General features: G+C 57.2%; 21 protein-coding genes. 10 read left to right on the top strand and 11 right to left on the bottom strand.

What is annotated here, in order from left to right:
* Nucleotides 1-11 precede the first annotated feature (11 nt).
* Both KQ661_RS08830 and KQ661_RS08835 read right to left on the bottom strand, forming a co-directional pair.
* Nucleotides 12-923 carry a prohibitin family protein gene (locus KQ661_RS08830; protein WP_216686198.1) on the bottom strand — a complete coding sequence of 304 codons (912 nt, stop codon included), beginning with the start codon at nt 921-923 and terminating at the stop codon, nt 12-14.
* Between the two features lie 56 nt (nt 924-979).
* Entirely contained in the window at nt 980-1,444 is a 465-nt protein-coding gene (locus KQ661_RS08835) for a hypothetical protein (RefSeq protein WP_168675116.1), read from the bottom strand.
* 141 nt (nt 1,445-1,585) lie between these two features.
* Between KQ661_RS08835 and KQ661_RS08840 the strand changes: the two genes are divergently transcribed.
* Complete coding sequence (locus KQ661_RS08840; RefSeq protein WP_216680287.1) at nt 1,586-1,822, top strand: hypothetical protein; 237 nt, start codon at nt 1,586-1,588, stop codon at nt 1,820-1,822.
* Nucleotides 1,823-1,914: 92 nt separating this feature from the next.
* Here the strand turns inward: KQ661_RS08840 and KQ661_RS08845 are convergent, their stop codons facing one another.
* The 3 genes from KQ661_RS08845 to KQ661_RS08855 all read right to left on the bottom strand — a co-directional run bounded on the left by KQ661_RS08845 (nt 1,915) and on the right by KQ661_RS08855 (nt 4,518).
* The gene (locus tag KQ661_RS08845) at nt 1,915-2,223 is read right to left on the bottom strand and encodes a hypothetical protein (RefSeq protein ID WP_216686199.1); all 309 of its coding nucleotides are present in this window, start codon (nt 2,221-2,223) and stop codon (nt 1,915-1,917) included.
* A gap of 117 nt (nt 2,224-2,340) precedes the next feature.
* A complete protein-coding gene (locus KQ661_RS08850) occupies nt 2,341-3,600 on the bottom strand; it encodes an S-adenosylmethionine:tRNA ribosyltransferase-isomerase (RefSeq protein WP_216686200.1) in 1,260 nt (419 codons plus the stop codon).
* 120 nt (nt 3,601-3,720) lie between these two features.
* Nucleotides 3,721-4,518: a class I SAM-dependent methyltransferase gene (locus tag KQ661_RS08855; RefSeq protein WP_216686201.1), complete on the bottom strand. Its 798-nt coding sequence runs from the start codon at nt 4,516-4,518 to the stop codon at nt 3,721-3,723.
* Between the two features lie 212 nt (nt 4,519-4,730).
* Here KQ661_RS08855 and KQ661_RS08860 point away from each other — a divergent pair, with 212 nt between their 5' ends.
* Complete coding sequence (locus KQ661_RS08860; RefSeq protein ID WP_216686202.1) at nt 4,731-5,333, top strand: hypothetical protein; 603 nt, start codon at nt 4,731-4,733, stop codon at nt 5,331-5,333.
* A gap of 110 nt (nt 5,334-5,443) precedes the next feature.
* Here the strand turns inward: KQ661_RS08860 and priA are convergent, their stop codons facing one another.
* The 6 genes from priA to rpsF all read right to left on the bottom strand — a co-directional run bounded on the left by priA (nt 5,444) and on the right by rpsF (nt 14,666).
* Complete coding sequence (gene priA / locus KQ661_RS08865; protein ID WP_226915773.1) at nt 5,444-7,987, bottom strand: replication restart helicase PriA; 2,544 nt, start codon at nt 7,985-7,987, stop codon at nt 5,444-5,446.
* Between the two features lie 301 nt (nt 7,988-8,288).
* Nucleotides 8,289-10,385, bottom strand: a complete 2,097-nt coding sequence (locus KQ661_RS08870; RefSeq protein WP_216686203.1) for a thioredoxin domain-containing protein — start codon at nt 10,383-10,385, stop codon at nt 8,289-8,291.
* Between the two features lie 109 nt (nt 10,386-10,494).
* The gene (locus KQ661_RS08875; RefSeq protein WP_216686204.1) at nt 10,495-13,365 is read right to left on the bottom strand and encodes a GSCFA domain-containing protein; all 2,871 of its coding nucleotides are present in this window, start codon (nt 13,363-13,365) and stop codon (nt 10,495-10,497) included.
* 101 nt (nt 13,366-13,466) lie between these two features.
* Entirely contained in the window at nt 13,467-13,910 is a 444-nt protein-coding gene (gene rplI / locus KQ661_RS08880) for a 50S ribosomal protein L9 (RefSeq protein WP_216680295.1), read from the bottom strand.
* A 90-nt stretch (nt 13,911-14,000) separates the two neighbouring features.
* The gene (rpsR, locus tag KQ661_RS08885; protein WP_035561439.1) at nt 14,001-14,234 is read right to left on the bottom strand and encodes a 30S ribosomal protein S18; all 234 of its coding nucleotides are present in this window, start codon (nt 14,232-14,234) and stop codon (nt 14,001-14,003) included.
* Between the two features lie 54 nt (nt 14,235-14,288).
* Nucleotides 14,289-14,666 carry a 30S ribosomal protein S6 gene (rpsF, locus tag KQ661_RS08890; protein WP_168675107.1) on the bottom strand — a complete coding sequence of 126 codons (378 nt, stop codon included), beginning with the start codon at nt 14,664-14,666 and terminating at the stop codon, nt 14,289-14,291.
* 530 nt (nt 14,667-15,196) lie between these two features.
* On the opposite strand from rpsF, the gene KQ661_RS08895 reads away from it, so the two are divergent.
* From KQ661_RS08895 to KQ661_RS08930, 8 genes are all read left to right on the top strand, one after another.
* Nucleotides 15,197-16,525: a cytochrome c3 family protein gene (locus tag KQ661_RS08895; RefSeq protein ID WP_216686205.1), complete on the top strand. Its 1,329-nt coding sequence runs from the start codon at nt 15,197-15,199 to the stop codon at nt 16,523-16,525.
* Between the two features lie 98 nt (nt 16,526-16,623).
* A complete protein-coding gene (locus KQ661_RS08900) occupies nt 16,624-19,638 on the top strand; it encodes a TAT-variant-translocated molybdopterin oxidoreductase (protein WP_216686206.1) in 3,015 nt (1,004 codons plus the stop codon).
* A gap of 24 nt (nt 19,639-19,662) precedes the next feature.
* On the top strand, nt 19,663-21,117 hold the full coding sequence (nrfD, locus tag KQ661_RS08905) for an NrfD/PsrC family molybdoenzyme membrane anchor subunit (protein ID WP_226915775.1): 1,455 nt from the start codon (nt 19,663-19,665) through the stop codon (nt 21,115-21,117).
* On the top strand, nt 21,110-21,637 hold the full coding sequence (locus KQ661_RS08910) for a DUF3341 domain-containing protein (protein WP_216680298.1): 528 nt from the start codon (nt 21,110-21,112) through the stop codon (nt 21,635-21,637). The genes nrfD and KQ661_RS08910 overlap by 8 nt, the downstream gene beginning before the upstream one ends.
* Entirely contained in the window at nt 21,637-22,386 is a 750-nt protein-coding gene (locus KQ661_RS08915; RefSeq protein WP_216686207.1) for a c-type cytochrome, read from the top strand. The genes KQ661_RS08910 and KQ661_RS08915 overlap by 1 nt, the downstream gene beginning before the upstream one ends.
* A 6-nt stretch (nt 22,387-22,392) precedes the next feature.
* On the top strand, nt 22,393-23,703 hold the full coding sequence (locus tag KQ661_RS08920; protein ID WP_235726949.1) for a quinol:cytochrome C oxidoreductase: 1,311 nt from the start codon (nt 22,393-22,395) through the stop codon (nt 23,701-23,703).
* Nucleotides 23,704-23,787: 84 nt separating this feature from the next.
* Complete coding sequence (locus tag KQ661_RS08925; RefSeq protein ID WP_216686208.1) at nt 23,788-24,861, top strand: cytochrome c oxidase subunit II; 1,074 nt, start codon at nt 23,788-23,790, stop codon at nt 24,859-24,861.
* A gap of 94 nt (nt 24,862-24,955) precedes the next feature.
* Complete coding sequence (locus KQ661_RS08930) at nt 24,956-26,776, top strand: cytochrome c oxidase subunit I (RefSeq protein ID WP_317196150.1); 1,821 nt, start codon at nt 24,956-24,958, stop codon at nt 26,774-26,776.
* Nucleotides 26,777-26,809 lie beyond the last annotated feature (33 nt).

Consider the following 26,809-nt stretch of genomic DNA (forward strand, 5'->3'; position numbering starts at 1 on the left):
CAGATATGGTGCTACTTATCGCCAATCAGCAGCTGCGGCGTAGCGCCACGCCCGCCGCCCATGATGATAACCTTGGCATTGGGCGAAGTGGCAATAGCTTGGTTGGCCTTGATGGTTTCGTACTGCAGCAGCTTGTCGCTCAGCTCGGTGTTCACGATACGCTGGTAGTCAGCAATGCCCTGGGCTTCCACGCGCTTGCGCTCGGCTTCCTGCTTTTCCTTTTGCAGCACAAACTGCATTTTCTGTGCATCCTGCTCGGCCGAAATCTTGCTTTCGATGCTGCGTTTCACCGACTCGGGCAATTGAATGTTGCGGATAAGCAGCTGGTCGAGCTGCAGGCCGTTGGTGCGAAAATCCTTTTCGATGGCGGCCAGAATGCGCGTCTGGAACTCCTCGCGGCGCGTGGAGTACAGCGCCACGGCATCGTAATAAACTGCGTTGTCGCGGATGCGGGTCCGCGAAATGGCCCGCACAATCTTGTCCTGGTAGTCCTCGCCGATGGTGGCCAGGATTTTGGGGGCCTGAGCCGGCAGTACGTGGTAAAGCACAGTGAGGTCGATAATCACTTCCAGGCCGTCGGCCGAGAGGACGCGAATGGCGTCGTCGCCCGCCTGGGAGCCCTCGCCGTGCTGCGCCGACATGGTGTAGTTCTGCGTGCGGGTGTCGAAGCGGGTCACGTCCACCAGCGGGTTCACCGTGCTCAGGCCGGGTTGCAGCACCCGCTTTTGCACCTGCCCAAACAGCGTTTGCACGCCCACCTGGCCCACTCCGACCTGCACGATGGTGCTCAGGGCCAGCCCCAGAATCAGAAACGCGCCGCCCAGGAAAATGAGGCCGCCGCGCAGGCGCTCCAGCCGCTCGGAGAAGCGGCTGGCATTCAGCCCCAGTACCAGAATAATAAAACCAAGAATGGAAAGTGCCATGGGCAGGGGTTAAGAAATGGGGATGGATTGGGAATACTCCGAATAAAAAATGTGGTTTACTCGTCCTCGTCGGAGTCTAAATCGAGGGTGCGGGCCAGGTCCACGCCTTCCTGCGCCACTGCTTCGAGCACTTCGGGTGCGTCGGCATCCAGCGTGCGGCCGAAGAGGTTGAGCAGCTCTTCGCCTTCTTCGTTCACATACAGGTTTTCGTAGAGGCGGTCGAACAAGCGCGCCTCGCGGCCGATAATGCGGTCGATGTCCTCGGGCGAGCGGGCCTCGTTCAGGGCGCGGTGCAGCACATCAAGCACCTGGCGGCTCTCGTCGTGGTCGCCCAGCTCCGATACTAGTTTGAGCAGGCTCAGGGCCAGGCCCAGGCGCACCTGCTCGAAGCGGAAGGGCAGCTGCGCGGGCGGGGCTTTACGCATCAGGTCGTAGGCCTGCAACGCATTGGGGGTGAGATAATACTTCACGTCGTTGGGCGCGGTGAAGGCGAGGTGCAGCAGTTGTTCGTAAGGCGTCATAAAGCGAAGGCGGAATCCGTAGTCGAAACACGGCTCGGTACGGTGCGTAAGCAGAAAGCCGAAAGGTACGTGCTGATAACAGCCCAGAAGCTGAATCGCCGCGCGTGGCTCATCATTACACCCTTATTCCTTTTTTATTCGATGACGCATAAATCAAAATGGCTGATTTTTGCCCCGCTGGGGCTGGCTACCATTGGCGCGGGCGCCAGCATGGTGCACTGGGCCGGCAGCCTGAAAGACCAGCGCCAGCCCGCTTCAAAGTGGCTGGCTGCCGGCACGGCGGCCTTGGTAGTGCTCAACTCGGGCCTCAGCCTGTTTGGGCGCAGCATCGTAGAAAAAGTACTGCACGAAGTGCGCGAAAAGCCCAGCGCGGAGTAGCCCTTTCGCTTAGCAAGCGGGCAAGAAAAAACCCCGGCCTTGGCCGGGGTTCTTCTTGCTGGAAAGCGGAAAGGAACAGTTCTTGGAAAGGACTATTCGGTTTTGGCTTCTGCCTTTTGGGTAGCTTCTACCGTTTTGTTGCCTACTTTTTGGGTGCCGCGTTTCACAGCGCGGCCGGTTTTGCGCGCGCCGCGCTTGATGGCGCTACCCGTTTTGTGGGCCACGTTGCCGGCGGCATCTTTTGTGTTGTCAAGGGCTTGGCCAACGTTGGTTTTGCCGGTTTTGGTTACCACTTTGGTGGTGCCATTGTCGCGCATTTTCACTTCGGTAGAAGGAGTGGTTTGCGCAAAAGCAGCAGTAGCAAAAGCGGAAAATGCGAGCAACAGGGTTATTTTTTTCATCAGAGTCAGGAGAAGGAAAAAGGGTTGTGAGGGGTTTGTACGCTCCCTACGGGCAAAGGTTGGTGCAAGGAGTATGCCGCAGTTGGGCCAGTCCCTGAAAACCGTTTTTTGCTTGCCTCACGGCAGCAGCAGCGAGCTGTCGCCGTAGCTCAGAAACCGGTAGCCGTGGCTCAAAGCATGCTCATATACTGTGCGCCAGCCGGGGCCCAGCAGTGCTGCCACCAGCAGCAGCAACGTGCTTTCGGGCTGATGAAAATTGGTGATAAGCCCATCGACCAGCCGGAACTGGTAGCCGGGCGCAATTAGCAGCCGCGTGCTGGCCTGCAGGGTATCGGTGCCCGTGGCTTCGAGGTGCTGGAGTAGGGCCGTAAGAGCCATTTCGGGGCTGATACGGGCCGCTGCGCCGGCCATTTCGTAGGGTTGCCACTGCGTTAGCAGCAGCTCAGTCGCGGGGGCTGGGGCTGGGTCGGTAGCATCGGCGGCGGCGTGCAGCAGGCCCACACCCAGCCAATACAGGGTTTCCAGGGTGCGCAGGCTGGTGGTGCCCACGGCAATCACCGGCCGGGGCCGATGGGCCAGCAGCTGGCGCAACAGTCCGGCCGTGACCAGAATGGGCTCGGTGTGCATGGGGTGGTCGGCCATGTGGTCGGCCTTCACGGGCTGGAACGTGCCGGCCCCTACGTGCAGCGTAACGTGCCCCGTGGCAAAGCCTTTTTCCTGTAGCTCAGCCAGAATTTCCGGGGTGAAGTGCAGGCCAGCGGTGGGGGCGGCCACGGCCCCTTCGGTGGCGGCATACACGGTCTGGTAGCGCACGGCATCGGTAGCGGTGTCGGGTCGGTCGATGTAAGGCGGCAGGGGCAGGTGGCCGGCGGCACGCAGCACCTCGGCAAAAGGCAGCTCGGCCGGCTCCCAGCGAAAATTAATGAGGGCGGTGCCGGCTTCCTGCGCCTGGCGCTCGGCATGCAGCGTGGCGGGCTGGCCATCGGCGGCCGTGAAGTCCAGCATCACGGGGCCTGCTTTCCAGCGGCGGCCATTGCCCACCAGGCAGCGCCACGTACAGTGGTCGGTTTGCTGAAGGGCCAGCTCCAGGCTGCGATGCGGGGCCACTGGCTCCAGGCAAAACAGCTCGACCTGCCCGCCAGTGGGCCGCCGGGCCAACAGCCGGGCCCGCACTACACGGGTGTCGTTGAAAACGAGGAGCGCGCCGGCCGGCAGCTCACCGGGCAGGTCGCGGAAGTTTTTATCGGTAAGCTGGCCGTGGCGGCTCACGAGGAGCTTGCTGGCAGCGCGGTCGGGGAGGGGCTCGGGCGCAATGCGCTCGGCGGGCAGCGGATAAGTGAAATCCTGAATGGAAAGCAGGCGCGGGTCGGGGTTCATTCCGCAAAGGTCGCACTGTACCGTAAGCTTTAGCTTGCGACGAGCGTAGCGAGTGAAACGCCCGCAACGATTGAACTCGCTGCCGCCTGTTGCAAGCTGAAGCTTACGGTGCAAGGGAGGCTACTTTCTGAACAGCAGCAGGTGCTGCTGCGGCAGCGTTTCAATGGAATCGGCCAGAACCATGCCCACGGCGGCCATTTCCTTGCGGGCCTGCCCAATGCTCATTTTATGAATGCGCTTGATGGGCACGCTGGGGTCTTCGGCTCGGTACTCGACCAGGGCCAGCCGGCCCGTGCCGGGGCGCAGCGCCCGCCGAATGGCCTGGCCCATCTCACGCGGATGGTCGAACTCGTGGTACGCATCCACGATGAGTACCAGGTCCACGCTATCGGCGGGCAGGCCGGGGTTGGTGGTAGTGCCCAGCACGGAGCGCACGTTGGTTGCCTTCAGGCGGCGCTTATTGTCCTGCAGCGCCGCAATCATTTCGGGCTGAATATCAACGGCCAACACTGCGCCTTTGGGGACTCTTTTGGCTAATTGAAACGAGAAAAAGCCCGTGCCAGCCCCAATGTCGGCCACCACATCGGTGGGCTTCAGGTTTAGCTCTTTCAGGAGCAGGTCGGTGCCTTCTTCCTGGCGGCGGCCGTTGCGTTCCAGCCAGCTCGCGCCTTCGTGGCCCATTACGTGGGCAATCTGGCGGCCCAGGTAATAGGTGCCAATGCCGTTGGGGTCGCGGGGCGAGGCTGTTTCGTAGCCGCTGGTATCGGCTACCTGCAGGGCCTGCAAGCGCTGCTCATTCCCTATCGACGGCCGGGTTTCGGCCGGGAGCTGCGTGCAGCTCAATACCAGCACTCCGGCTCCCGTTCCTATTCCCACTACGCCCAAAGCCCGTTGCCAGGTAGAAAAACAGTATTTCATACGGTTTGCAAGTAAGCACATCTGGGCTATTCAACAGCAATTTGTTGGGCTGCGTTCAGCCCGGCCGCTACTGGAAACAAGCTGAAGGGTAGCATGAACCGTGCTGAAAACCGATTTTAAAAAGTGATGGGACAAAAAAGTATTTCCAAATAATCGCCTATTCACAATTTTTGTCGTAGAATGGGCATTCAATTTTTTTACTCCGTAACCTTATGAAGAATTTTTTTCCTCCCTTCGCCAAACTCGTTGCGCTGGCTGCTTGTGCCCTCACGCTGGGTAGCTGCAGCCGTTCCGAGTACGCAATGCTGCCCAAGGGCAGCTCTTACCACGGCGTTACGCGCGTGGCCACTCCCGTGCCCGCCGCCACGCCCGCAACGGCCGTTATGCCCGCTGCCGAGTCCGTTGCCACTGTCGCCCCGGCCGCAGTAGCCACGGTGCAGCCCGCCGCTTTGGCTACAGTTGCTGCCGCGCCAGCAGCTAAAACCACGGCCCGCGTTGCAACGCCCGCCACAGCCGTTCAGGTGCCCGCTGCGGTTGTGGCCGCTCCGGCTCCCAAGCTGAACTTGGTGCAGCGCATGGCCCTGAGCAAGGTGACCCGCAAAATGGACAAGCTGATGCAGAAGTCGGGCTCGGTTCGCCAGCACGATAACACGGCTTCGACGTCCAGCACGGCGGCCATCAGCGGTAACCTGCGCATTGGCATTATCCTGCTGCTCGTGGGCTTGCTGGTGGGCCTGCTCAATGGCCTGATTGGTACCATCATCGCCATCATCGGCCTGATTTTCATCATCCTGTGGTTGCTCGACCAGATGTAATCCCAGCCAGTGATTTATTGCCAAAAAGCCCCGATTGCATTGTGCAATCGGGGCTTTTTAATTTTTGACGGCACATGCTCGCACGTCCACCAAATCCGTAAAATCCGTGGTCACATCGGGTCGACATCGGCCACGAGGCGGGCTTGGCGGAATTCCTTCTGGTCTTTCACCACGTCCATGGCTTCGCAAATCATCTGCTTAGCCTGCTTGAGCACGGTGTGGGCCCGGTCGAGCTTGATGGTGATTTCCTGTAGATAGAAATTACGGATGCGGAAGATGTAGGGCGCTTCCGGACCCAGCACAGCGGCGCGGCCCAGCCGGTCCACTAGCTCCTGGGTTAGCAGAATAGCTGCTGCCTCGCCCACGCCCTGGTCGATGTGCTTCACCGTCATCTTGATGACGCGCATGAAGGGCGGATAGCCGTGCTCGTGCCGCTGCACGATTTCGTAGTTGTAGAACTCGATGTAGTCGTTGCGGATAACCTTGTCGAAAATTACCTGCGTGGGGTCCGAGGTCTGGATGATGACCTTGCCCTTTTTGCCCTTGCGCCCGGCCCGGCCGCTCACCTGCACAAACATCTGGTAGGCCCGCTCGTGCGCCCGGAAATCGGGGTAATGAATGATGCTGTCGGCGTTGATGATGCCCACGAGACTCACGTTGGCGAAATCGAGGCCTTTGGTTACCATCTGGGTGCCTACCAGCACGTTGGTGGTCTGCTTCTCGAAGTCACCGATGATTTGCTGGTAGCTGTTTTTGGCGCGGGTCGTGTCCAGGTCCATCCGTTGGATGTTGGCCTGCGGGAGCATGATTTTGAGGTCGTCCTCAATCTTTTCGGTGCCGAAACCCTGGGTTTTCACGGCCCGCGAGCCGCAGGCAGGGCATTGGGTTACCATGCTGTCGTGGTAGCCGCAGTAGTGGCAGCGCAGCTCGTGGCTGTGCTTGTGGTAGCTCAGGCTCACGGCGCAGTTGGTGCATTTGGGTATCCAGCCGCAGTCCTGGCAGGCCACCACGGGCGCGTAGCCGCGCCGGTTCTGGAACAGAATCACCTGTTCCTGGCGGCCCAGGGTGCGCTCCACTTCGCCCAGCAGGTCGGCGGTGAAGTGGTTGTGCATGGTTTTCTGCTCGCGGGCCTTGCGGGTGTCCACCAGCACCACCTCCGGCATGCCCGCCTCGCCGAAGCGCTTGCTGAGCGTGACCAGCCCGTAGCGGCCCTGCTTGGCCTGGTAGTAGGTCTCCACGGCCGGCGTAGCCGAGCCCAGCAGGGTTTTGGCCCCCTGAAAGTTGGCCATCATCAGGGCTACTTCGCGGGCGTTGTAGCGCGGGGCGGGGTCGTACTGCTTGTAGCTCGACTCGTGCTCCTCGTCTACAATTAGCAGCGACAAATTATCAAATGGTAAAAATACTGCCGAGCGCACCCCCACTACCACCTGAAAGCGGCCCGAGAGCACGCCATTCCATACTTCCACCCGCTCGTTATCCGAGAATTTGGAATGATATACGCCCAGCCGCGAGCCGAACACGCGAATAAGCCGGGTCACAATCTGGGCCGTGAGGGCAATTTCGGGCAGCAGGTACAGCACCTGCCCGCCGCCCTCCATGGCCTTGCGGATGAGGTCGATGTAAATCTCGGTTTTGCCCGCGCCGGTCACGCCGTGCAGCAGCACAATTTCCTTCTCGCCGAAGTGCGCCATAATCTCATCCCGCGCCGAGGTCTGGGCCTCCGTCAGAGCGAAATTCAGGTGAATGGCGCCTTCGTTTTCGACCGGAAAGCGGCTTACAATCACATCAAACTGCTCCAGTACGCCATTCTTGATGAGCGTGTTTACCGCCGAGGCCGAAAGGTGCGGGTTGCTGGCCAGGTAGGCCTTTTCAATGCCGTTCTGGTTGGCGTGCTCGTTCTGGTACACGGGCACGCGCTGCATGTACTTCATCAGCACATCGAGCTGCTTAGGCTTGCTGGTGAGCTGCTCAAATAGCTGCTCCAGCGAAGCCTCCGATACGAAATGGTGCGCCAGCCGCACCTTTTTCACCACCTTAGGCGCGTACTTATCTGCCGTGTGTTCGAAGAGGAAAATGACGTCCTTGTGCATCAAGGACTTGATGACCTTGTGGAAGGACGTGATACCCAGCAAGTCGCCAACCTCGGTAAAGGTCAGGGCTTTGCCATCTTCCACTGCGCCCAGCGCGTCCACAATCAGCTCCTCCTGCGTGGAGAGCGGGTACTCGTTTTCCTCCCGCGAAAACCCGGGGTGCAGCTGAATGCGCGACTCCGAGCTGAGCTTGAGCGCCGAAGGCAACGCGGCGTTTATCACCTCGCCGATGGTGCACATATAATAGTCGGCCATCCAGCGAAAGAGCTTGAGCTGTGCCTGCGTGACCACCGGCGCATCATCAATAAATTCGAGAATGTACTTGGCCTGATAGTCCTTGGGCGCGGTTTCGTGCACAGCCGCCACAATGCAGCTAAGCGTCTTTTTAGCCCCAAACTGCACGATGACGCGCCCACCAATCACCACGTTGTCGTTCAGCTCATACGGCACCCGGTAGGTGTAGAGCCGGGGCAGGGGCAGCGGCAGAATAACGTCGGCAAACAGCGTCACCCGGTCGGGCGCGGGCGCGGCGGCCGGGGAAATAAAATCAAGCGTAAGACTCAAAACAGGTATAGCGTAGGGGCGGATAGTAAAGATAAGACCGGCGCACGGGCTAATTGCCGGCGGGCATGCTGGGGCATGCTGGGGCATGCTGGCCGCAGTTTAGCGCGCAGCGCGTAACTGCTGGCCGACGGTAAGGTGAGTCTGTGACTCACGCCGACTGCTCTACCAATTGCTGCGTTGCGGCAGCGAGTTGCAAACTCGCATTACCATCGGCCAGCAGTTACGCGCGGCGCGCTAAACTGCGGCCAGCACGCTAAGACCGGCGCACGGGCTAATGGCGCGCTAAACCGCAGCCAGCATACTACAGCGCCGCCAGCGCATCGGCTACGTTATAAACCGGGGCCTGGCAGGCATAGTTGCGGCAGATGTGCACCGCCGTGCGTCCATCTGTGGGCGTGGGCAGCAGCTTCAGCAGCGGCAGCTCCGAGGTGGCTTCAGTGCCTACCAGCACGGTATCGAACAGGAAATTGCGGCTCATCCCTTCGCGATACGTGTCCGCTTCCGGGCCCTGAATGGCAATTTCGGCTCCCGGCCGCAGCAGCGCGGCGTAGAGCGAAGCCCAGTTGGTGAGGTGTTGCGGCTCTTTCACCACGAGGTGGCGCAGCTGAAGCAGCATCTCGGCCGCCAGGTCCGTGTATTTCGCCTTCTCAAGATGGCGGCCCAGGCGGCGCAGGTTGTGCGCCATGATGGAGTTGGACGCCGGAATCACGTTGTCGAACAGCTCTTTTTTGCGGGCAATAAGCGGCTCAGCGTTGCTGTCGGTGTAGAAAAACAGCGTTTCGGTGGGGTCGAAGAAGTTGGCCAGCACGTATTCCGTCAGCACCTCGGCTTCGCGCAGCCACTTTTCGGCGAAGGTGACCTCGTAGAGGCTGATATAAGCCTGAATGACCAGCGCGTAGTCTTCCAGGAAGCCGCTGATGCTGGCGCGGCCGTCTTTGCAGGTCCGATACAGGCGCGCCCCGTTGCGCAGGTTGGCTTCGATGAAGCGGGCGTTGTGCTCAGCCATGGCCAGGAATTCGGGCTCGCCGAAGGCGCGGTAGGCATCCGTCAGGCCTTGGAGCATGAGCGCATTCCAGCCGGTGAGAACTTTGTCGTCGAGGCCGGGGCGCACGCGGGTGGCGCGCACGGCCATTATTTTCTGTTTCCAGCCCGTCACCAGCTCGGGCAGAATGCCCGGTGCCAGCTGATGAGCGGTTGCAAAGTCTACATCGGTTTCGCGGCGGTGCAGGATGTTGCGGCCGTGTTCCCAGTTGCCCACGGCCGTGCAGTTGTAGTACGCAGAAAACAGCGGCTCCTCATCGCCCAGAATCCCTTGCAGTTCCTGCTTCGTGAAAACGTAAAACTTGCCTTCCTCACCCTCGCTGTCGGCATCGAGCGACGAATAAAAGCCGCCCTCATCATTGGTCAGCTCCAGCCGGATAAATTCGATGGTATCGTACACCGTTTCCCGAAAAAGCTCGTCCTGCGTCAGCTGGAAAGCCTCGCTGTACAGGCTCACTAGTTGGCCGTTGTCATACAGCATCTTCTCGAAGTGCGGGGCCAGCCACTCGCCATCCACCGAGTAGCGGGCAAATCCGCCGTGCGCCTGGTCATAAATCCCGCCCCAGGCCATTTCGCGCAAGGTCAGTACGGCCTGGTCCAGCACGGCCCGGCTGCCGCTAATGGCGTGGGCCCGCAGCAAAAAACGCCAGATGCTGGGCATCGGAAACTTCGGGGCGCGGTTCGTGCCGCCGCGCTCGCGGTCAAAGCTGGTGCTCAGATTGTACACCAGTAGCTTGAATTCCTCTTCGGAAACGCCGACCGGGCCGGTTTCGGGTGCTACACCAATGGCCTCCAGCGCCGCGTAATCGGCTTCCTGGGCCGCGTTGCGGTTGTGCCCGCCATACTTGGCCAGCTCGCTCTTGCCAATCACCTCCATAAACCGCTCGGCCGACTGTTCTAACTCGGTGCGGTGCTCACCGGCGTAAGCCTGGCCGATGTTGGTGAGCAGTTTGGTCCAATTGCCCTGCGGGAAGTAGGTGCCGCCGTAAAAAGGCTTGGCGTCGGCGGTCAGAAACACGTTCAGCGGCCAGCCGCCCTGCAAACCCATGGCGTGCAGCGCATCCATGTAAATCTGGTCCACATCGGGCCGCTCCTCGCGGTCAACCTTGATGCACACAAAATGCGCGTTCATCACTGCCGCTACGGCCTCGTTCTCGAACGATTCGCGCTCCATCACATGGCACCAGTGGCAGGCCGCGTAGCCGATGCTCACCAGAATAGGCTTTTGCTCGGTTTGGGCACGGTTTAGCGCCTCGGGACCCCACGGGTACCAGTCTACAGGATTGTGGGCGTGCTGTTGCAGGTAGGGGCTGGTTTCTTGGGCGAGGCGGTTGGTGTGCGAAGCAGCGTGGGCCATATAGAAGCGGAGTAGGGGAGGTGCTGAAATACCAAACCCGGCGAAAAAAGCCGGGTCTGGGAAATAAATAACGCAACTAGCCGGGTTTCACCAGCCTAAAATCTGAAAGCTAAGCTGACTTTTTAGGTGTTTTGGGTTTAGCCGATGGCTTGGCCGCTGACTTAGCCGCCGGTTTAGCCGCTTTCTCAGTCTTGGCTACTACTTTTTTCGGAGCAGCTGCTTTGGTCGCTGCTGCCTTCGGAGCCGCTTTAGCCGCCGCCTTTTTGGACACCACCTTAGCTGCCTCCGCCACCTTCTTTTCAACTGCAGCAGCAACAGGCTTCGGAGTCGTTTTAGCTGATTTGGCCTTAACTGCAGCTACCGGGGCCACTTTTGTAGCAGCAACCGGCTCCTGCGCTACGGGCGAAACCGGAGCCGCTACAGCCTTGGCTTTCGCGGCCGGTTTACGCTTCGATGCTGAAGGGGCTGGAGTCGTTGTAGCGGGCGTAGCAACAGCCGCTAATGTTGCGCTAGGCAGGACAGCCGTTGGTGCTACTGCAGCCGCTTTAGCCGGTTTAGCTTTCGGAGCAGCCGTCTTAGCCACGGCCGCTTTAGGCGCTACCGGTGCTACCACTTTAGCCACGGCCGCCTTGGGTGCCACCGCTTTGGTCGCGGCCGCTTTCGGCGTGGGAGTCTGCGCTACCAGCGTGGCCGAGGAGCCCATCATGCGGCCGGCGGCTACTTGCGTACGAACAATCGTAGGGTCAATCACCGGAATTACCGGCGTATCAATGGCCGGCTTTTCTGCCCGGCCACCAATAGCGGCCCGGCTCTTACGCCCCGTGCGCTTGGCCGGGGCTGGCTTTGCCACGGGGGCTTCACCAGTATCAGCAGCATCGGCGGCCACCGCTGAAACGGCGGCCATGGCCTGCCCACTTACTGGCAGCGCTGCCACTGTTTCCTGCGACTGCCGCGTATTTCCGCGCTGGCTTTCAACGGCTGGCTCCGATTCGCGGGGCGCAGCAAGCTGCTCGCTACCAGCAACCGGCGATGAATGATTCATTTCCAGTCCAGAAGCACCCGACTCAATGCTACCCGCCGCATTGGTATCAGCCGTTTGTTTGCGGGCCTTTTTCTTGTTCCGATTGCGGCTGTTGCGGGAAGGAGCGCTGGAAGCAGTCAAATCTGCCTCAGCATTACTGCTCACTACCTGCGGTGCATCCATCGTCGAGTCGAAGTCAATCGGTGCCGGCACTTCGGTCTGAATAGCAGATGCTTGCGTAACGAAAGCCCCATCGGCTGCCGGAGCAGCAAACAGCTCTACGCGCGGCACGCGGCCCGGTTCATTGCGTCGGCCGCCCCGTTTCACCGGCTGCGATTTGGTGATAACGCTCGATTTCTGCCCATCCGAACGCCCGCCTGCCTCATTCGGCAATGCGTCGGTCGCCGCTTCCAAAGCCGCTTCCGATGCCGGCAGTTGGCTTTCATCCACCTCCGATTCGGCGGCGAGGCGCAGGGCGTGCTTTCGTGCCGTGCGCTTGGCACCACCGCGCGAGCGGCGTTTCTTCTTGCGGCCGGGCTCCTGGTCATCCGCATCCTGTTCCGAAACGGGCGCACCAATGGTTGCTTCGGGCGCAGCTGCAATGGGAGTTAGCTCCGCCGGTGCCGAATCTTTATCGCCGAGGAAGGGCTGTTGCGCAAATTCGTCTGCTTCCCCAAAACTCGCGGCCTGGAATGCCTCCGTTTCGGTAAGCGAAGCCACCTGGCCTTTGCCACGGCCGTCACGCCGCCCGCGCTCAGGTCGGTCCGAACGGCCCGTTCGCTGCGCCCGGAATTCTTCCGGCGACAAACGAGGTGGGCGGCTACTAGTATTATCGTTAGCTGATTGCTGCGTTTCAGCTGTTGCAGCTTCACCAGTCGGAGCTACGCGTGTCGCTACCGAGGCCACCGAACCCTCGCCAATATCAATCCGCTCCTCGTCGTCGTCCAAATCGGCCGCTGCTTGCGGCTGCAACGGCTCTGGAAGTGCCGCAATGCGCGTTTGCACCGTGCGCAGCTCATCGGCCACGTCCACTTTACGTAGGCTCATCTGCTCGAGCTTTTCGCGGGTACTCTCCAGGAATTGCCGGTGCTCGGGTGCGCCCTCATGCAGCGGCCGGTGGCCCAGCGACTGCCGAACAGCCGCCCACTCCTTGCGGAAACGCCCAAAATCAGCGTCGAAATACGTGCGGGCAAATTTCTCCCAGATATAGTCCTCCGCCACTTCCGACGGATGCAGCATATCGGCCGCGTAAAAGCGGTAGTCGCGCAAATCATCCACCAGCAGCTCATAAGCCGGAAAGTAAGCCACGCCCGGCAGCAGGTCGCTCACAATGTGCGTGGCCAGCCGCAACACGGACTTACTCACCGAGTTTAGCGGCAGCGTATCTTTCAGATGCCGTACGGGGCTCACCGTCAGTACAAAGCGAAGCTCCGGGTTAATGCGGCGCAGGTAAGCATGCGTCTCCGCCAAGGCATTGATGATTTCATCTGGCGTCAGCAGTTCGCGCACAAACAGGTCACTCGACTGCTTGTGGCAGTTACTCACCAGCTCGCCGGTTTCGCGCAGGCGGTAGGCCCAGGCCGTGCCCAGCGTCAGCAATACCACATCGGTATTGCGCAGAAACTCGCCCGTTTGCCGCACCAGGTCCTGAATGTGCTGTAGCAGCTCCACCGGCGAATCGGCCCCGATGCTGCCGTGCAGGTCGTAGCTCTGCCAGCGGCCACGAGCCTGCACAAGATGCCGCTGCCAATCCACGTCTTCGCCAGCGGCGGCTCGCAGCAGCCGCGCCAGCGCTAGTGGCTGGAATACGGTGCCAAACGGGTTTACCCGCGCTTCTATCTTATTGGAAGCCAGTCGTGTACCAATGCTGTCGGCGAAGCACGAGCCCATGGTGAGCACCCGCGCCGTGCGCGTCAGCTGGCCGGTGGCCGGGGCAATTGTCAATTCAGTTCTAAACATTAAAGCAAAAATAGCCCGTAACCGGGCTATGGCCCGAGAACCGGAATAAAAAAAGCCCTACCAGCAGGCAGGGCTTTTTCAATCTAGCAAAGAAACCGAGACTACTCGGCTACTACGCGGAAGTTAATCGTGTGCTTCACTTCCTTGTGCAGGTTAGCCGTGGCGGTGTAATCACCAGCCGAAGCAGGCTCCTGGTCGAACGACAAACGCTTACGGTCGATGTCCACACCCTTGGCTTTCAGCGCTTCGGCCAATTGCAGCGTGGTTACGCGACCAAAGATTTTGCCGCTCTCACCCACCTTAGCGGGGATTTCCAGCACCATGTTACCAATCTGGTCGGCAATGGCTTGAGCGTCACCTTTGATTTTATCGGCTTTGTGAGCGGCTTGACGCACGTTCTCGGCCGTGATTTTTTTATTCGTCTTGTCGGCCAGCATGGCCAGACCCTGCGGCAACAGGAAGTTGCGACCGTAGCCCGATTTCACGGTCACGATGTCGTTCTTGTACCCGAGGCCCTTAACGTCGTCTTTGAGGATGATTTCCATGTCTTGTAGAAATTCTGAGTGTTGAATGCTGAGGGTTGAGTTGGAAAATCCACACTCAACATTCAACACTCAACCCTCAACATTCAAAATTTATTTCAGGGCGTCGGCTACGTACGGCATCAGGGCCAAGTGGCGGGCCTTAGCGATGGCCTGAGTCACTTTGCGCTGGAATTTCAGGCTGGTGCCGGTGAGGCGACGGGGCAGCACGCGGCCCTGCTCGTTCACAAACTTCAGCAGGAAGTTCGGGTCTTTGTAGTCCACGTACTTGATGCCGTTCTTCTTGAAGCGGCAATATTTCTTACGAGTGTCCTGCGGCTTGTTCATAGCCGACCGGTCGTTGTTGCGGTTGAATGCGGGAGATGCCATGTCGTTGCTAAATTATTGGGCTACGGCTTCGGTTTCTTTGGCAGCCTTCTGCTGGTTCATTTCGCCGTTGCGGCGGCGGGCGTTGTACTCCACGGCGTGCTTATCGAGCACGGTCGTGAGGAAACGAATAACACGCTCGTCGCGGCGGAAAGCCAGTTCGAGCACGTCTACGATGTTGCCTTCGCCAGTGTACGACAGGCAGAAATAGTAGCCTGTGTTCTTCTTTTGAATCGGGTAAGCCAGCTTGCGCAGGCCCCAGGCTTCGTTTGACAAAAGGGCGGCGCTATTTTCCTTAAGCACCTGAGTGAACTTCTCGACCGTTTCTTGCACCTGGCTCTCGTTCAATACGGGAGTTACGATGAAGACCGTCTCGTAATTTCTTTGTTCCATTACGATGGGGGTGAATTGTGGGTGAAAAAAATTGATTGGGGCGCAAAGGTACTGACTTTCCGGCACATTGCCAAGGCCGCCCTACTCATCCGTCCAAATTGCCTGATACCCGCGCTGCCCATTCCGTAATCCTACCACTCGCCTTCCTCTGACATGGCCGTTGCTAACCTAATAATCGTAAGCAGGAAATGGGATGAGGTAAAAATCAGGGCCCCGCCACTACTCATCACATGAAAAATATCCGTCAAAATACTTGGCGCGAGCTAACAAAAGCGGCTGCTGGTAGTTCAGATTTAGTGCTTTAGAAATCACCTCCTAACTAGTATTCGCCGGTTGCTTTTGATGCTGTCACGGCTCATTCATTCGCTCTCTGCCATTATCTGCCTTGCGGCCAAAAACCTATATAATCGCCAATCCAAACGGCTGCAAATGCCCGGAAATTGCCTTTTACTTTTTGCCGCCTACGATTCCTGACCTACATTTGTGGCCTTGAAATGCCCCTAGCATTTCGTTTTACCGTCTATTTTCTTATGAATAGCATTCGACTTCGTTCGTTACCTCATTTGTTGCTGGCACTAGTGCTCACGTTTGCTGGCATCCAGCAGGCTTCGGCCCAGGCACCCGCCGATGTTAAAAAGGATGGGGTAGTTCCCGGCGCCACCGCCGCAGCTACTCCCGCAACCGCTGTTGCTCCGGCTGCCGGCGGTGGCGATGCTGCTGCCATCGCCGCCGGCGATGCGCTTTTCAAAGGCAACTGTGCCCAGTGCCACGCTGTGAATGAGCAGGTAGTTGGTCCCGCCCTCGGTGGCATCACCAAGCGTCGTCCCATCTCCTGGATTTTGCCCTGGATTAAGAACTCCAGCAAAGTAGTAGCCAGCGGCGATGATTATGCCGTAGCGCTCTACAACAAGTTCAACAAACAGCAGATGCCCTCCTTCGCCCTGTCGGACAAGGAAATCACTTCTATCGTTGCGTACATCACTTCGGAAGAAGGCAAAACCGCTGCTGTAGCCGGTGGTGTTCCCGCCACCGGTGCTGCTGCCGATGGATCTGCTGCTGGCGGTACCGAAGCCGGTGCGGGCAAATACATGGACATCCTCCTCATTGTCCTTGTAGTAGTGCTGATTGTGCTGGTGGTAACCCTCGTTATCATTGGTAACCTGATGAAGGATGTGCTGCGGGGACGTAAAGACCTCGACGGCCGCGACATCGAAGTTCTGGAGCAGCGCTTCGACTGGGGCAAGTTTTACCGCTCGCCCGTATTGCGTGGTATTGTAGGTGTCGTTTTCGCGCTTGTTTTACTTTACGAAGGTGTGCAAAGCGTAATGGCCGTTGGCTTGAACCAGGGCTACCAGCCCACGCAGCCCATTGCCTTCTCGCACAAGCTGCACGCTGGCACCAACCAGATTAACTGCGCCTACTGCCACACGTCGGTATACAAGAGTAAATCCGCCAACATTCCTTCGGCCAACATCTGTATGAACTGCCACTCGCAGATTAAGACAGAGTCGCCCGAAATCAAGAAAATCTACCGCGCTATCGAGCGCAAGCAGCCAATTCAGTGGGTTCGTATTCACAACCTGCCTGACCTGGCTTACTTCAACCACTCGCAGCACACGCAGGTGGCTGGCCTCCAGTGCCAGACCTGCCACGGCCCCATCCAGAACATGGAAGTGGTATACCAATACTCGGCCCTCACCATGGGCTGGTGCATCAATTGCCACCGCGAGATGCCCCTCAACACGAAGGACAACAAGTACTACGACAACCTCGTGAAGCTGCACGACACCAAGAATGCCGGCGCTCCCTTCACCGTGTCGTCGAACGGCGGCACCGAGTGCTCGAAGTGCCACTACTAATAATATGATTTCAGTAGGGAGTACTGGGTAGTCAGTATTCTAGCCTGCTCGTTATTAACTACTGACTACCCAATACTGATTACTGATTACCCTCCCAAATGAAGTACTGGAAAGGAATTGAGGAACTGGAAAGCGCCCCGGAGTTCATGCAATCGGCCTTTGCCGAGTTCATGCCGGTAAAGGAAAGCCACGAGAGCAAAGACGATACCTCGGCTCCCCGCCGCGACTTCCTCAAGCTAATGGGTTTCGGCGTAGGTGCCGCCGTACTCGCTTCGTGCGAGACGCCGGTTATTAAGGCCATTCCGTATCTGAACAAGCCCGAGGAAATTGACCCGCTCATTTCCAACTTCTACGCTTCTACTTACTTCATTGGCTCGGACTACAACGCCGTATTAGTAAAGGCCCGCGAAGGCCGGCCGATTAAGCTGGAAGGTAACCCCGAGTCGCCCATCACCAAAGGTGGTCTGTCGGCCCGCGCTCAGGCCGCCGTGTTGAGCCTTTACGACGGTGGTCGTTTGCAGCACTTTGCCATCAAAGGTCAGAAGGCCGAGATGAAGCAGGTGGACCAGGAAATCCGTACGAAGCTGGCGGGTACCACGGGCCGCATTGCCATCGTGTCGCACACGATTATCAGCCCCAGCACGAAGAAGGCCATTGCCGAATTCGCAGCCCGCTACCCCAATACGACCCACGTCATGTATGATGCGCAGTCGGCCACCGGCCTGCTGCAAGCCAACGGCGGTGTGGTGCCCGGCTACGATTTCAGCAAAGCCAACGTCATCGTAAGCCTCGGTGCCGACTTCCTCGGTACTTGGATTTCGCCGGTAGAATATGCCAAGCAGTACGCAGTCAACCGTAAGGTGAGCACGGACAAGCGCACCATGTCGCGCCACTTCCAGTTCGAGACTGCCATGTCGCTCACCGGCTCCAATGCCGACGTGCGTGTGCCGGTGAAGCCTTCGGAGCAGGGTGCAATAGCACTCGCACTGTACAATGCCGTGGTAAGCGGCGGCAGCGTTTCGACTTCCGTTCCTTATGGTAAGCAACTGGCTACTGCTGCTGCTGAGTTGAAGGCAAGCGGCAGTGCCGGCCTCGTGGTTTCGGGTTCGAACGACCCGGCCGTGCAGTCGCTGGTTACTGCCATCAACCAGGCGCTCGGTAATGCTGGCACCACCATCGATGCCGCTTCGAGCAACGTGCGTCAGGGCGACGACGCTCGGATGGCCGCGCTGGTAAATGACATGAATAACGGCAGCGTAGGCGCTGTTATTTTCTACAATGCCAACCCGGTGTTCAACCACCCGATGGGCGACAAGGTGAAGGCGGGCATTGCCAAAGTGCCGCTCACCATCTCGTTCAACGACCGTTTGGACGAAACCGGCAGCCTCTGCCAGTACGCTACCCCTGACAGCCACTGGCTGGAATCGTGGAACGACTTCGAGCCAAAAACTGGCTTCCTAAGCCTGTCTCAGCCGGTTATTACGCCACTGTTCACCACGCGTCAGGCTCAGGAAAGCCTGCTGCATTGGGCTGGTAACAATACGACTTACTACCGTTTCCTGCGCGCCAACTGGAGTGGTATCACCCCCACAGATGCTGCTTGGGATAAAGTGGTTCACGATGGTGTGGCTATGGGCACCGCCCTGCCCGCTGCTCCGGCCATGACGGCTATGAGCGCCGCCGCCGCTGCCTCGCAGTTGAGCGGTGCCGCCAAGCAGAATGGCGTTGAGCTGGCCCTCTACGAAAAAGTAGGACTTAGTGCTGATGGCTGCGGAGCTAACAACCCCTTCCTGCAGGAACTGCCTGACCCAATTTCGAAAGCAACCTGGGGTAACTATGTAGCCATACCCCGCGCCATGGCTATTGCCAATAAGTGGGAGCAGGGCGACGTAGTAAAGGTGACGGCTAACGGCCACAGCATTGAGCTGCCCGTACTGATTCAGCCCGGCCAGACCAACGGCACCGTGAGCATCGCCCTCGGCTACGGCCGTACAATGGCTGGCAAAGCCGGTGATAGAGTAGGTGAAAATGCTGCTCCGCTGGCATTGATGGCTAATGGTATTCAGTACATGAACGTGGTGACACTGGAAAAGACCAGCGCAACCTCGCCCATCGCGCAGACCCAGACGCACCAGACGCTGATGGACCGCCGCCCGGTAGTGCAGGAGAACACGCTGGCCAATTACAAGAAGAATCCGAAAGAAGTAACTGAGTACGAAAAAGTTTTTACGCCCGATGGCTTGGAAGCGCCCAGCAAAGTATCGCTGTGGCAGGACTACCAGTACAACAACCACCACTGGGGCATGGCCGTGGACCTCAACTCGTGCATTGGCTGCGGCTCGTGCGTGATTGGGTGCCAGACCGAAAACAACACCGCCGTAGTGGGCAAGCAGCAGGTTATCAACCGCCGCGAGATGCACTGGATGCGTATCGACCGCTATTACAGCTCGGATACGCACAAGAGCGACTTCGATACCAAAGGCAAAGTGGCTACTTATGCTGCCATGGAAGACCCTTCGGAGAATCCGCAGGTTATTTTCCAGCCGATGATGTGTCAGCAGTGCAACCACGCACCCTGCGAAACGGTGTGCCCGGTACTGGCTACCACGCACAGCTCGGAAGGCCTCAACCAGATGACTTACAACCGTTGCATCGGCACGCGCTACTGCGCCAACAACTGCCCGTACAAAGTGCGTCGCTTCAACTGGTTCTCGTACTACTCTAACGAGAAGTTCGAAATCGTGAACGGCCATATGTTCACTGACCTTGGCCGTATGGTGCTGAACCCGGACGTAACGGTTCGTGCCCGCGGTGTGATGGAGAAATGCTCGTTCTGCGTGCAGCGCATTCAACTCGGTAAGCTCGAAGCCAAAAAGCAGAAGCGCCGCCCGGTTGATGGCGAGATTGTAACCGCCTGCGCCCAGTCGTGCCCCACCGATGCCATCGTGTTCGGTGATATGAAAGACCCTAAAAGCCGTATCAGCAAGCTCCTCCGTCGCGAAGATGGTGAGCGCGCTTTCCACTCGCTCGACTCCATCAACGTGCAGCCGAACGTGACGTACCTGACTAAGATTCGGAATTCCGAGTCGGAGTTCTTTAGCAAAGAAGCTTAAGAAAACGCTTAATCTATATCAATTATGCAGCACGTATCAGCCGTACGCGAGCCGCTCGTAACTGGCGGTAAGACGTTACACGACGTAACGCAAGACATCTGCTATCAGGTAGAAGCCAAGCCCAACCTCCGTTGGATGGCTGCTCTGAGCGTGGCGCTGTTCTTTCTGGGAGTGTTCTTCTACTCCGTATACCGCACCGTATGGTACGGCATCGGCGAGTGGGGCCTGAACAAAACCGTGAACTGGGCCTGGGACATCACCAACTTCGTGTGGTGGGTAGGTATCGGCCACGCCGGTACGCTGATTTCGGCGGTACTGCTGTTGTTCCGTCAGAAATGGCGGAGCTCCATCAACCGCGCCGCCGAAGCCATGACCATCTTCGCCGTAATCTGCGCCGCCATGTTCCCGGTATTGCACATGGGTCGTCCATGGTTGGCATTCTACGTATTCCCATTGCAAAACACGCTGGGTTCGCTGTGGGCCAACTTTAACTCGCCGCTGCTCTGGGACGTATTCGCCATCTCGACCTACTTCACCGTGTCGCTGGTGTTCTGGTACATTGGTCTGATTCCTGACTTCGCTTCGATTCGTGACCGTGCCAAGGGGCCTATCGCCAAGTTCAGCTACTCTATGCTGAGCTTCGGCTGGAAAGGCTCGGCCAAAGCCTGGTCGCGTTACGAAACGGTTTCGCTGATTCTGGCTGGTGTTTCGACCCCGCTGGTACTCTCGGTACACACCATTGTATCGATGGACTTTGCTACCTCGGTAGTACCGGGCTGGCACACCACCATCTTCCCGCCCTACTTCGTAGCTGGTGCAATCTTCTCGGGTTTCGCTATGGTGCTTACCCTGATGCTGATTACCCGTGTGGTTTTCCGCCTCGAAGATTACATCACGCTGGAGCATATCGCTCTCATGAACAAAATCATGATGGTAACCGGCTCCATCGTGGGTGTGGCTTACATCACGGAATTCTTTATCGCCTGGTACTCGCAGGTTGAATTTGAGCAGTACGCTTTCATCAACCGCGCTACCGGCCCTTACTGGTGGGCTTACGCTTCGATGATGACCTGCAACGTAATTACGCCGCAGTTGGTGTGGTTCCGCCGCGTACGCTACAGCATTCCGCTCACGTTCGCACTGTCGATTGTGGTTAACATCGGCATGTGGTTCGAGCGCTTTGTAATCATCGTGACCTCGCTGCACCGCGACTACCTGCCGTCGAGCTGGGCAATGTTCTCGCCTACGATTATCGATATCGGCCTGTACGTTGGTACGCTCGGCCTGTTCTTCACGCTGTTCCTGCTCTTTGCTAAGTTCTTCCCTGTGATTAACATGGCCGAGGTGAAAGCCATCTTGAAGTACACCGTTGATAACGGTCCGACTTACAATCCCTCAAAGGCGCACCACGCCCCTGTTCAAACTTCTACGCCAGGTGTGCCTGCTTCGGCTCCCGTAACTTATAACCAGCATGACTAAGCGCTTCGCCCTTGGCATCTTCGAAGACGAGGATGTACTGCTGCACGCCGTTGAGAACGTGCGCGCTGCCGGTGTGAAAATCCACGACGTATTTTCGCCCTATCCGGTGCACGGCATTGACGATGCGCTCGGCATCGAACGTTCGCGCCTGCCTATTGCTGCCTTCTTCTTTGGCATGACGGGCCTGGCTTTTTCACTGTGGATGCAGATTTACATGCTCGGTTTCGACTGGCCGATGATTATCGGTGGTAAGCCGCACATTTCACTGCCCGCCTTTGTACCGGTGGCTTTCGAATTGACGGTGTTCTTCACCTGTCACGGCATGGCTATTACCTTCTTCACAATTACGGGTTTGTATCCGCGCTTTAAGGTGCCGGTGATGGACGTACGCGCCACCGACGACAAGTTCGTAATGGCCATCGAACTGGATGAAACCAGCTCGCAATTTCCCCGGCTGACCCAGCTGCTGCGCGAGAACGGCGCTTCGGAAGTCAACCAAAAAGAAATGACCAACAACTAATGATGCATCCGCTGACCCTGAGCCTGCGCGTTTCGGCGCTGCTGCTGTCCCTGGGACTGGCCACCACGGCCTGCACCCACGACGGAAACGACCCCGGCGTACAATATGCCCCGGAGATGTACGAATCCATCCCCTACGAGCCCTTGCGCCAGACCACGTTTAACACCGTGAATTCGTTTGGTATCAACGAGCGCACTCCTGCCAACGGAACTGTGCCCCGTGGTAAGCTCAACTATTTCGACCACATCCCGAAGGATAGTGTACGAATTGCGGAGCGGGTGCTTCACAACCCTTATGCATATACCAAGGCTAACTTGGAAGAAGGCAAAGTGCTCTACACGCGCATTTGCTCGCACTGCCACGGTGAGCAAGGCAATGGCCAGGGTCCGGTTGGTATTATCTTCAAAGGTGTGCCAAACTACTCGGCTGGTGCTTATAAGACGATGAATGATGGCCACATCTATCACGTCATCCAGTGGGGCCGCAACCGCATGATGCCCCACGGCTCGCAGGTGAATCCCGAAGAGCGGTGGAAAATTGCCATGTATGTGCACGTTCTGCAACTTGGAGAAGGCCCTGATGCACTCAGCAAGCTGATTTCTAAAGGCCCGACCAATACGACTACCAGCGACTCGACTGAAACGAAAGATGCCACCAACACTGCCCCCGTAGGGCAGGCACAGGCTGGCACCGGAGCTGAAACCCCCGGCGAAGGCAAAACCCAAGCAACTAACGGCACCGCCAACTAACGCACTATGGCAACTCTGACGCACCACGAAAGCGCCACGGCTGAACAGCTCGTCGTTACGGATGGCGCCCGTAAAACATTTATTGCCATCATCGTCACCGGTGTGGTATTACTCATTATTGGTATCCTGGCTCAGGTAATGGGCTGGGGGGCAGCCGAGCATAGCGAAGCTGCAGGTCATGCAGCCGCTGCGCACAGTGCCGCCCATGAAGAGGGTAGTTCCGTGTTGGTTAAGCGCGTGCTTGTAAGCCTCTGGCACAGCAACCTGTTTTTCCTAGGCGTGTCCACCGTTGGTACGGTGTTCATGGCCATCAACTACGTAGCTTACGCTGGCTGGTCGGTAATGGTGAAGCGCATTTCCGAAGCCCTCAGCGCCTGGGTTATTCCGGGTGGTGTGATTATGCTTATTGTTTTTCTGGTTGGTCGTCACGACATTTTCCACTGGACCCACGAGGGTATCATGGATAAAGGCAGCCCGAACTACGATGCTATCATCGCCGGCAAAAGCGGTTTCCTGAACCTGCCTTTCTACCTCATCCGCACTATCATCTACATCGGTATCTGGGCTTACTTCAGCTGGAAGTTGCGTCGGCTGTCGCTGCAAGAGGACCTTAATGGTGGTACCGTTTGGTTTCACAAAAGCATCAATGCTTCAGCGCTGTTTCTGGTACTGTACGCGGTTACTTCGTCGATGTCGGCCTGGGACTGGGTGATGTCAGTTGATACTCACTGGTTCAGCACCATGTTCGGCTGGTACGTTTTCGCTTCGTGGTGGGTATCCGGCATTGCAGCTATTGCACTGACTGCGATTTTCCTGAAGCAAGCTGGTTACCTGCGCGCCTTGAACGCCAGCCATATCCACGACCTGGGTAAGCTGATGTTTGGTTTCAGCATTTTCTGGACCTATGTATGGTTCTCGCAGTTCATGTTGATTTGGTATGCAAACCTTCCCGAGGAAGCCGTTTACTTTAATCAGCGCCTCGGTGGCTTTGAAGGCCGCTACACTTTCCTGTTCTTCTTCAATATCGCAATCAACTTCGTTTTCCCCTTCCTGGGGTTGATGACCCGCGATGCGAAGCGCCAGATGATTATCATGAAAATCGTTGCCATCGCCATTTTGTGTGGCCACTGGTCCGACTTTTATTTGATGCTGATGCCGGGCACTTTGCGTGGTGATAATGGGTTCTTGATTGAGATTGGTATTGCTGCAATCTTCCTTGGGGCGTTCCTCATCTTGTTTACGCGTCGTCTGGCTTCGGCTTCTTTGGTACCGGTTAATCACCCGTTCCTCGACGAGAGCATTCACCACACTACCTAGAATTTAGATTGAAGAACTGAGCGCAGGCTGATAACAAAATCTGCGCTCAGTTCTTAATACTTAGTACTCAATACTAAAAACTCAATGACTGCTCTTACCATTTTGCTGGTGTCGGTGCTGCTGTTGGTCGTATTCGGCCTGCTGTTTCGCCTGCAGATTTTTACCTCTATATTCTCGGGTACTTTCACCCGCGATATTGGCACTAGCAATAGCGTTAACGCTATTCTAATGCTGGTTTTCATGATTGGCGGGGGCGCGTGGTTTGCTTATTCGTTTGTTGAAAACTTCAGTAAGATGAATCCTCCCATTGCTTCCGTACACGGCCATCAGATGGAGCATATGTTCTGGATTACGATGACAGTGATTGGGGTAGCATTTGCTATCACTCAGGTGTTGCTTTTCTGGTATGCTTATAAGTACCAGCACAAGGAAGGCCGTCGGGCTTATTTCTTTGCGCACAACAACACGATTGAGGTTATCTGGACGATTATCCCGGCCATTGTAATGGCTTCGCTGATTTTCGCTGGTTGGAAAGCATGGACCCGTATTACTGGTCCGGCTCCCAAAAACTCGGTGGTAGTGGAAGTAATGGGCAAGCAGTTTAACTGGTTGGTACGTTACCCCGGCCGCGACATGAAACTGGGTGTTATCAATTACCGCATGATTGATGCGGTGAATGAGTGGGGCTTTGACCTGAGCGATAAGTCTTCGCTTGACGACTTCACTACCAACGAAATTCACGTTCCTAAAGGCGTTCCGGTTTTGATTAAGATTCGCTCGCGCGACGTGCTGCACGCCGTTTATATGCCGCACTTCCGCGTGCAGATGTACGCAGTGCCCGGTATGCCGACCCGTTTCTGGTTCACGCCGACCACCACCACCGATGAGATGCGCGCTAAGCTGGGCAACCCCAAGTTCAACTATGAGCTGGCTTGCAACCAGGTGTGCGGTGGTAGCCACTTCGCTATGAAGGCAACCGTGATTGTAGATGAGCCGGACGATTACCAGAACTGGTACGCCGCTCAGCAATCATTTGCTCAAAAAAACCCAGATGTGTTGGCTGCTTTCAAACAGAAGGTCAAATCGATGGTTACTCCCGTAGCCACCGCGCCTCAGGAAAAAGAAGCTGCTCCCGTGCCTTTGGCTGCTTCTTACTAATAACTACTAACGGTATTCTGCTATGTCAGACATGACACCCAAACCAAATCTTTCTCCAGGCGTGCAAACGCAGGGCGGTATTGGTTCCGCTCCGGTGCCGGCTATCGAGCACGGCGACCACCTGTTACACGATGACCACGAGCACGAGCACCACGACCAGCACTGGATGTGGAAGTACGTGTTCAGTCAGGACCACAAGCAGATTGCCAAGCAGTACCTGATTACGGGTATGCTGTGGGCCATCATTGGTGGTACTCTCTCGAGCTTATTCCGTTTGCAGCTTGGCTGGCCCGAAGGCACGATGGAGTGGTTGAAACCCGTTCTCGGTGGCTGGATTCAGGCTGGTAAGTTGAACCCTGAGTTTTACCTTGCACTGGTAACGATGCACGGTACTATCATGGTATTCTTCGTGCTGACTGCCGGTTTGAGCGGTACCTTCTCAAACTTCCTGATTCCGCTGCAAGTGGGTGCCCGCGACATGGCTTCGGGCTTCATGAACATGCTCTCGTACTGGTTCTTCTTCCTGTCGAGCATTATCATGTTCTCCTCGCTGTTTATTGAAACCGGTCCAGCAGCAGCTGGCTGGACAATCTACCCGCCGCTGAGTGCATTGCCGCAGGCCATTCCCGGCTCCGGCGCTGGCATGACGCTGTGGTTGGTGAGCATGGTGTTCTTCATCGTGTCGCAGCTGCTGGGTGGTGTAAACTACGTGACCACGGTTATCAACATGCGTACCCGTGGTATGAGCATGAGCAAGCTGCCGCTTACCATTTGGGCTTTCTTTCTGACTGCCATTCTGGGTATCCTCGCGTTCCCGGTCCTGTTCGCGGCTGCTTTGCTGCTGGTGTTCGACCGTTCCTTCGGTACCTCTTTCTTCCTGTCGGACATCTACATTGCCGGTCAGGCATTGAGTAACCAGGGCGGTTCGCCGGTATTGTTCCAGCACTTGTTCTGGTTCCTGGGGCACCCCGAGGTATATATCGTAATCATGCCTGCTATGGGTATGGTATCGGAAGTTCTGGCCACTAATGCTCGTAAGCCCATCTTCGGCTACCGCGCCATGATTGGTTCGCTGATTGGTATCTCGCTGCTGTCGTTCGTTGTGTGGGCTCACCACATGTTCGTAACGGGAATGAACCCCTTCCTAGGCTCAGTATTCATGTTCTTGACGCTGATTATCGCTGTGCCTTCGGGTGTGAAGGTATTCAACTGGCTGGCTACGCTCTGGCGCGGTAATATCCGTTTCACGGCGGCCATGTTGTTCTCTATTGGTTTTGTATCGCTGTTTATCTCGGGTGGCCTCACGGGTATCATTCTCGGTAATGCAACGCTGGATATCCAGATGCACAACACCTATTTCGTGGTTGCTCACTTCCACTTGGTAATGGGTAGCGCGGCATTCTTCGGCTTGTTTGCCGGTGTTTATCACTGGTTTCCCAAGATGTTCGGCCGTATGATGGACGAGAAGCTGGGTTACATCCACTTCTGGCTCACGTTCGCTGGTGTGTATCTGATATTCATGCCGATGCACTATGTAGGTATTGCCGGTTTCCCCCGTCGTTACTATGCCTGGACTGGATTTGATGCTTTCTCGCAATTCGCGGATATGAACAAGTTCATCTCGGTTGCGGCCATCATCACTTTCTTCGGCCAGTTTATTTTCATCTTCAACTTCTTCTACAGCATCTTCCGTGGCCGCCGGGCTACGGAGAATCCTTGGAACTCGAATACGCTGGAGTGGACGACACCAGTAGTACCCGGCCACGGCAACTGGCCCGGCGAGATTCCAGCGGTATATCGCTGGCCCTACGACTACAGCAAGCCCGGTTCGGATGTGGACTTTATCCCCCAGAACGTACCGTACTCGCAAACGCAGTCGTCTAACCTGCCCTATGAGCAGGAGTTGGCTGATTAGTTAGCAAAAGCCTGATTAACCAAGCTACTTGGT

The organism is Hymenobacter siberiensis, assembly GCF_018967845.1.
GTDB lineage: Bacteria > Bacteroidota > Bacteroidia > Cytophagales > Hymenobacteraceae > Hymenobacter > Hymenobacter siberiensis.

Bases quoted from the DNA above. Each gene is read 5' to 3' on its own strand.
- KQ661_RS08830 (WP_216686198.1), bottom strand. From the start codon at position 923: ATGGCACTTTCCATTCTTGGTTTTATTATTCTGGTACTGGGGCTGAAT.
- KQ661_RS08835 (WP_168675116.1), bottom strand. From the start codon at position 1,444: ATGACGCCTTACGAACAACTGCTGCACCTCGCCTTCACCGCGCCCAAC.
- KQ661_RS08840 (WP_216680287.1), top strand. From the start codon at position 1,586: ATGACGCATAAATCAAAATGGCTGATTTTTGCCCCGCTGGGGCTGGCT.
- KQ661_RS08845 (WP_216686199.1), bottom strand. From the start codon at position 2,223: ATGAAAAAAATAACCCTGTTGCTCGCATTTTCCGCTTTTGCTACTGCT.
- KQ661_RS08850 (WP_216686200.1), bottom strand. From the start codon at position 3,600: ATGAACCCCGACCCGCGCCTGCTTTCCATTCAGGATTTCACTTATCCG.
- KQ661_RS08855 (WP_216686201.1), bottom strand. From the start codon at position 4,518: ATGAAATACTGTTTTTCTACCTGGCAACGGGCTTTGGGCGTAGTGGGA.
- KQ661_RS08860 (WP_216686202.1), top strand. From the start codon at position 4,731: ATGAAGAATTTTTTTCCTCCCTTCGCCAAACTCGTTGCGCTGGCTGCT.
- KQ661_RS08870 (WP_216686203.1), bottom strand. From the start codon at position 10,385: ATGGCCCACGCTGCTTCGCACACCAACCGCCTCGCCCAAGAAACCAGC.
- KQ661_RS08875 (WP_216686204.1), bottom strand. From the start codon at position 13,365: ATGTTTAGAACTGAATTGACAATTGCCCCGGCCACCGGCCAGCTGACG.
- rplI (WP_216680295.1), bottom strand. From the start codon at position 13,910: ATGGAAATCATCCTCAAAGACGACGTTAAGGGCCTCGGGTACAAGAAC.
- rpsR (WP_035561439.1), bottom strand. From the start codon at position 14,234: ATGAACAAGCCGCAGGACACTCGTAAGAAATATTGCCGCTTCAAGAAG.
- rpsF (WP_168675107.1), bottom strand. From the start codon at position 14,666: ATGGAACAAAGAAATTACGAGACGGTCTTCATCGTAACTCCCGTATTG.
- KQ661_RS08895 (WP_216686205.1), top strand. From the start codon at position 15,197: ATGAATAGCATTCGACTTCGTTCGTTACCTCATTTGTTGCTGGCACTA.
- KQ661_RS08900 (WP_216686206.1), top strand. From the start codon at position 16,624: ATGAAGTACTGGAAAGGAATTGAGGAACTGGAAAGCGCCCCGGAGTTC.
- nrfD (WP_226915775.1), top strand. From the start codon at position 19,663: ATGCAGCACGTATCAGCCGTACGCGAGCCGCTCGTAACTGGCGGTAAG.
- KQ661_RS08910 (WP_216680298.1), top strand. From the start codon at position 21,110: ATGACTAAGCGCTTCGCCCTTGGCATCTTCGAAGACGAGGATGTACTG.
- KQ661_RS08915 (WP_216686207.1), top strand. From the start codon at position 21,637: ATGATGCATCCGCTGACCCTGAGCCTGCGCGTTTCGGCGCTGCTGCTG.
- KQ661_RS08920 (WP_235726949.1), top strand. From the start codon at position 22,393: ATGGCAACTCTGACGCACCACGAAAGCGCCACGGCTGAACAGCTCGTC.
- KQ661_RS08925 (WP_216686208.1), top strand. From the start codon at position 23,788: ATGACTGCTCTTACCATTTTGCTGGTGTCGGTGCTGCTGTTGGTCGTA.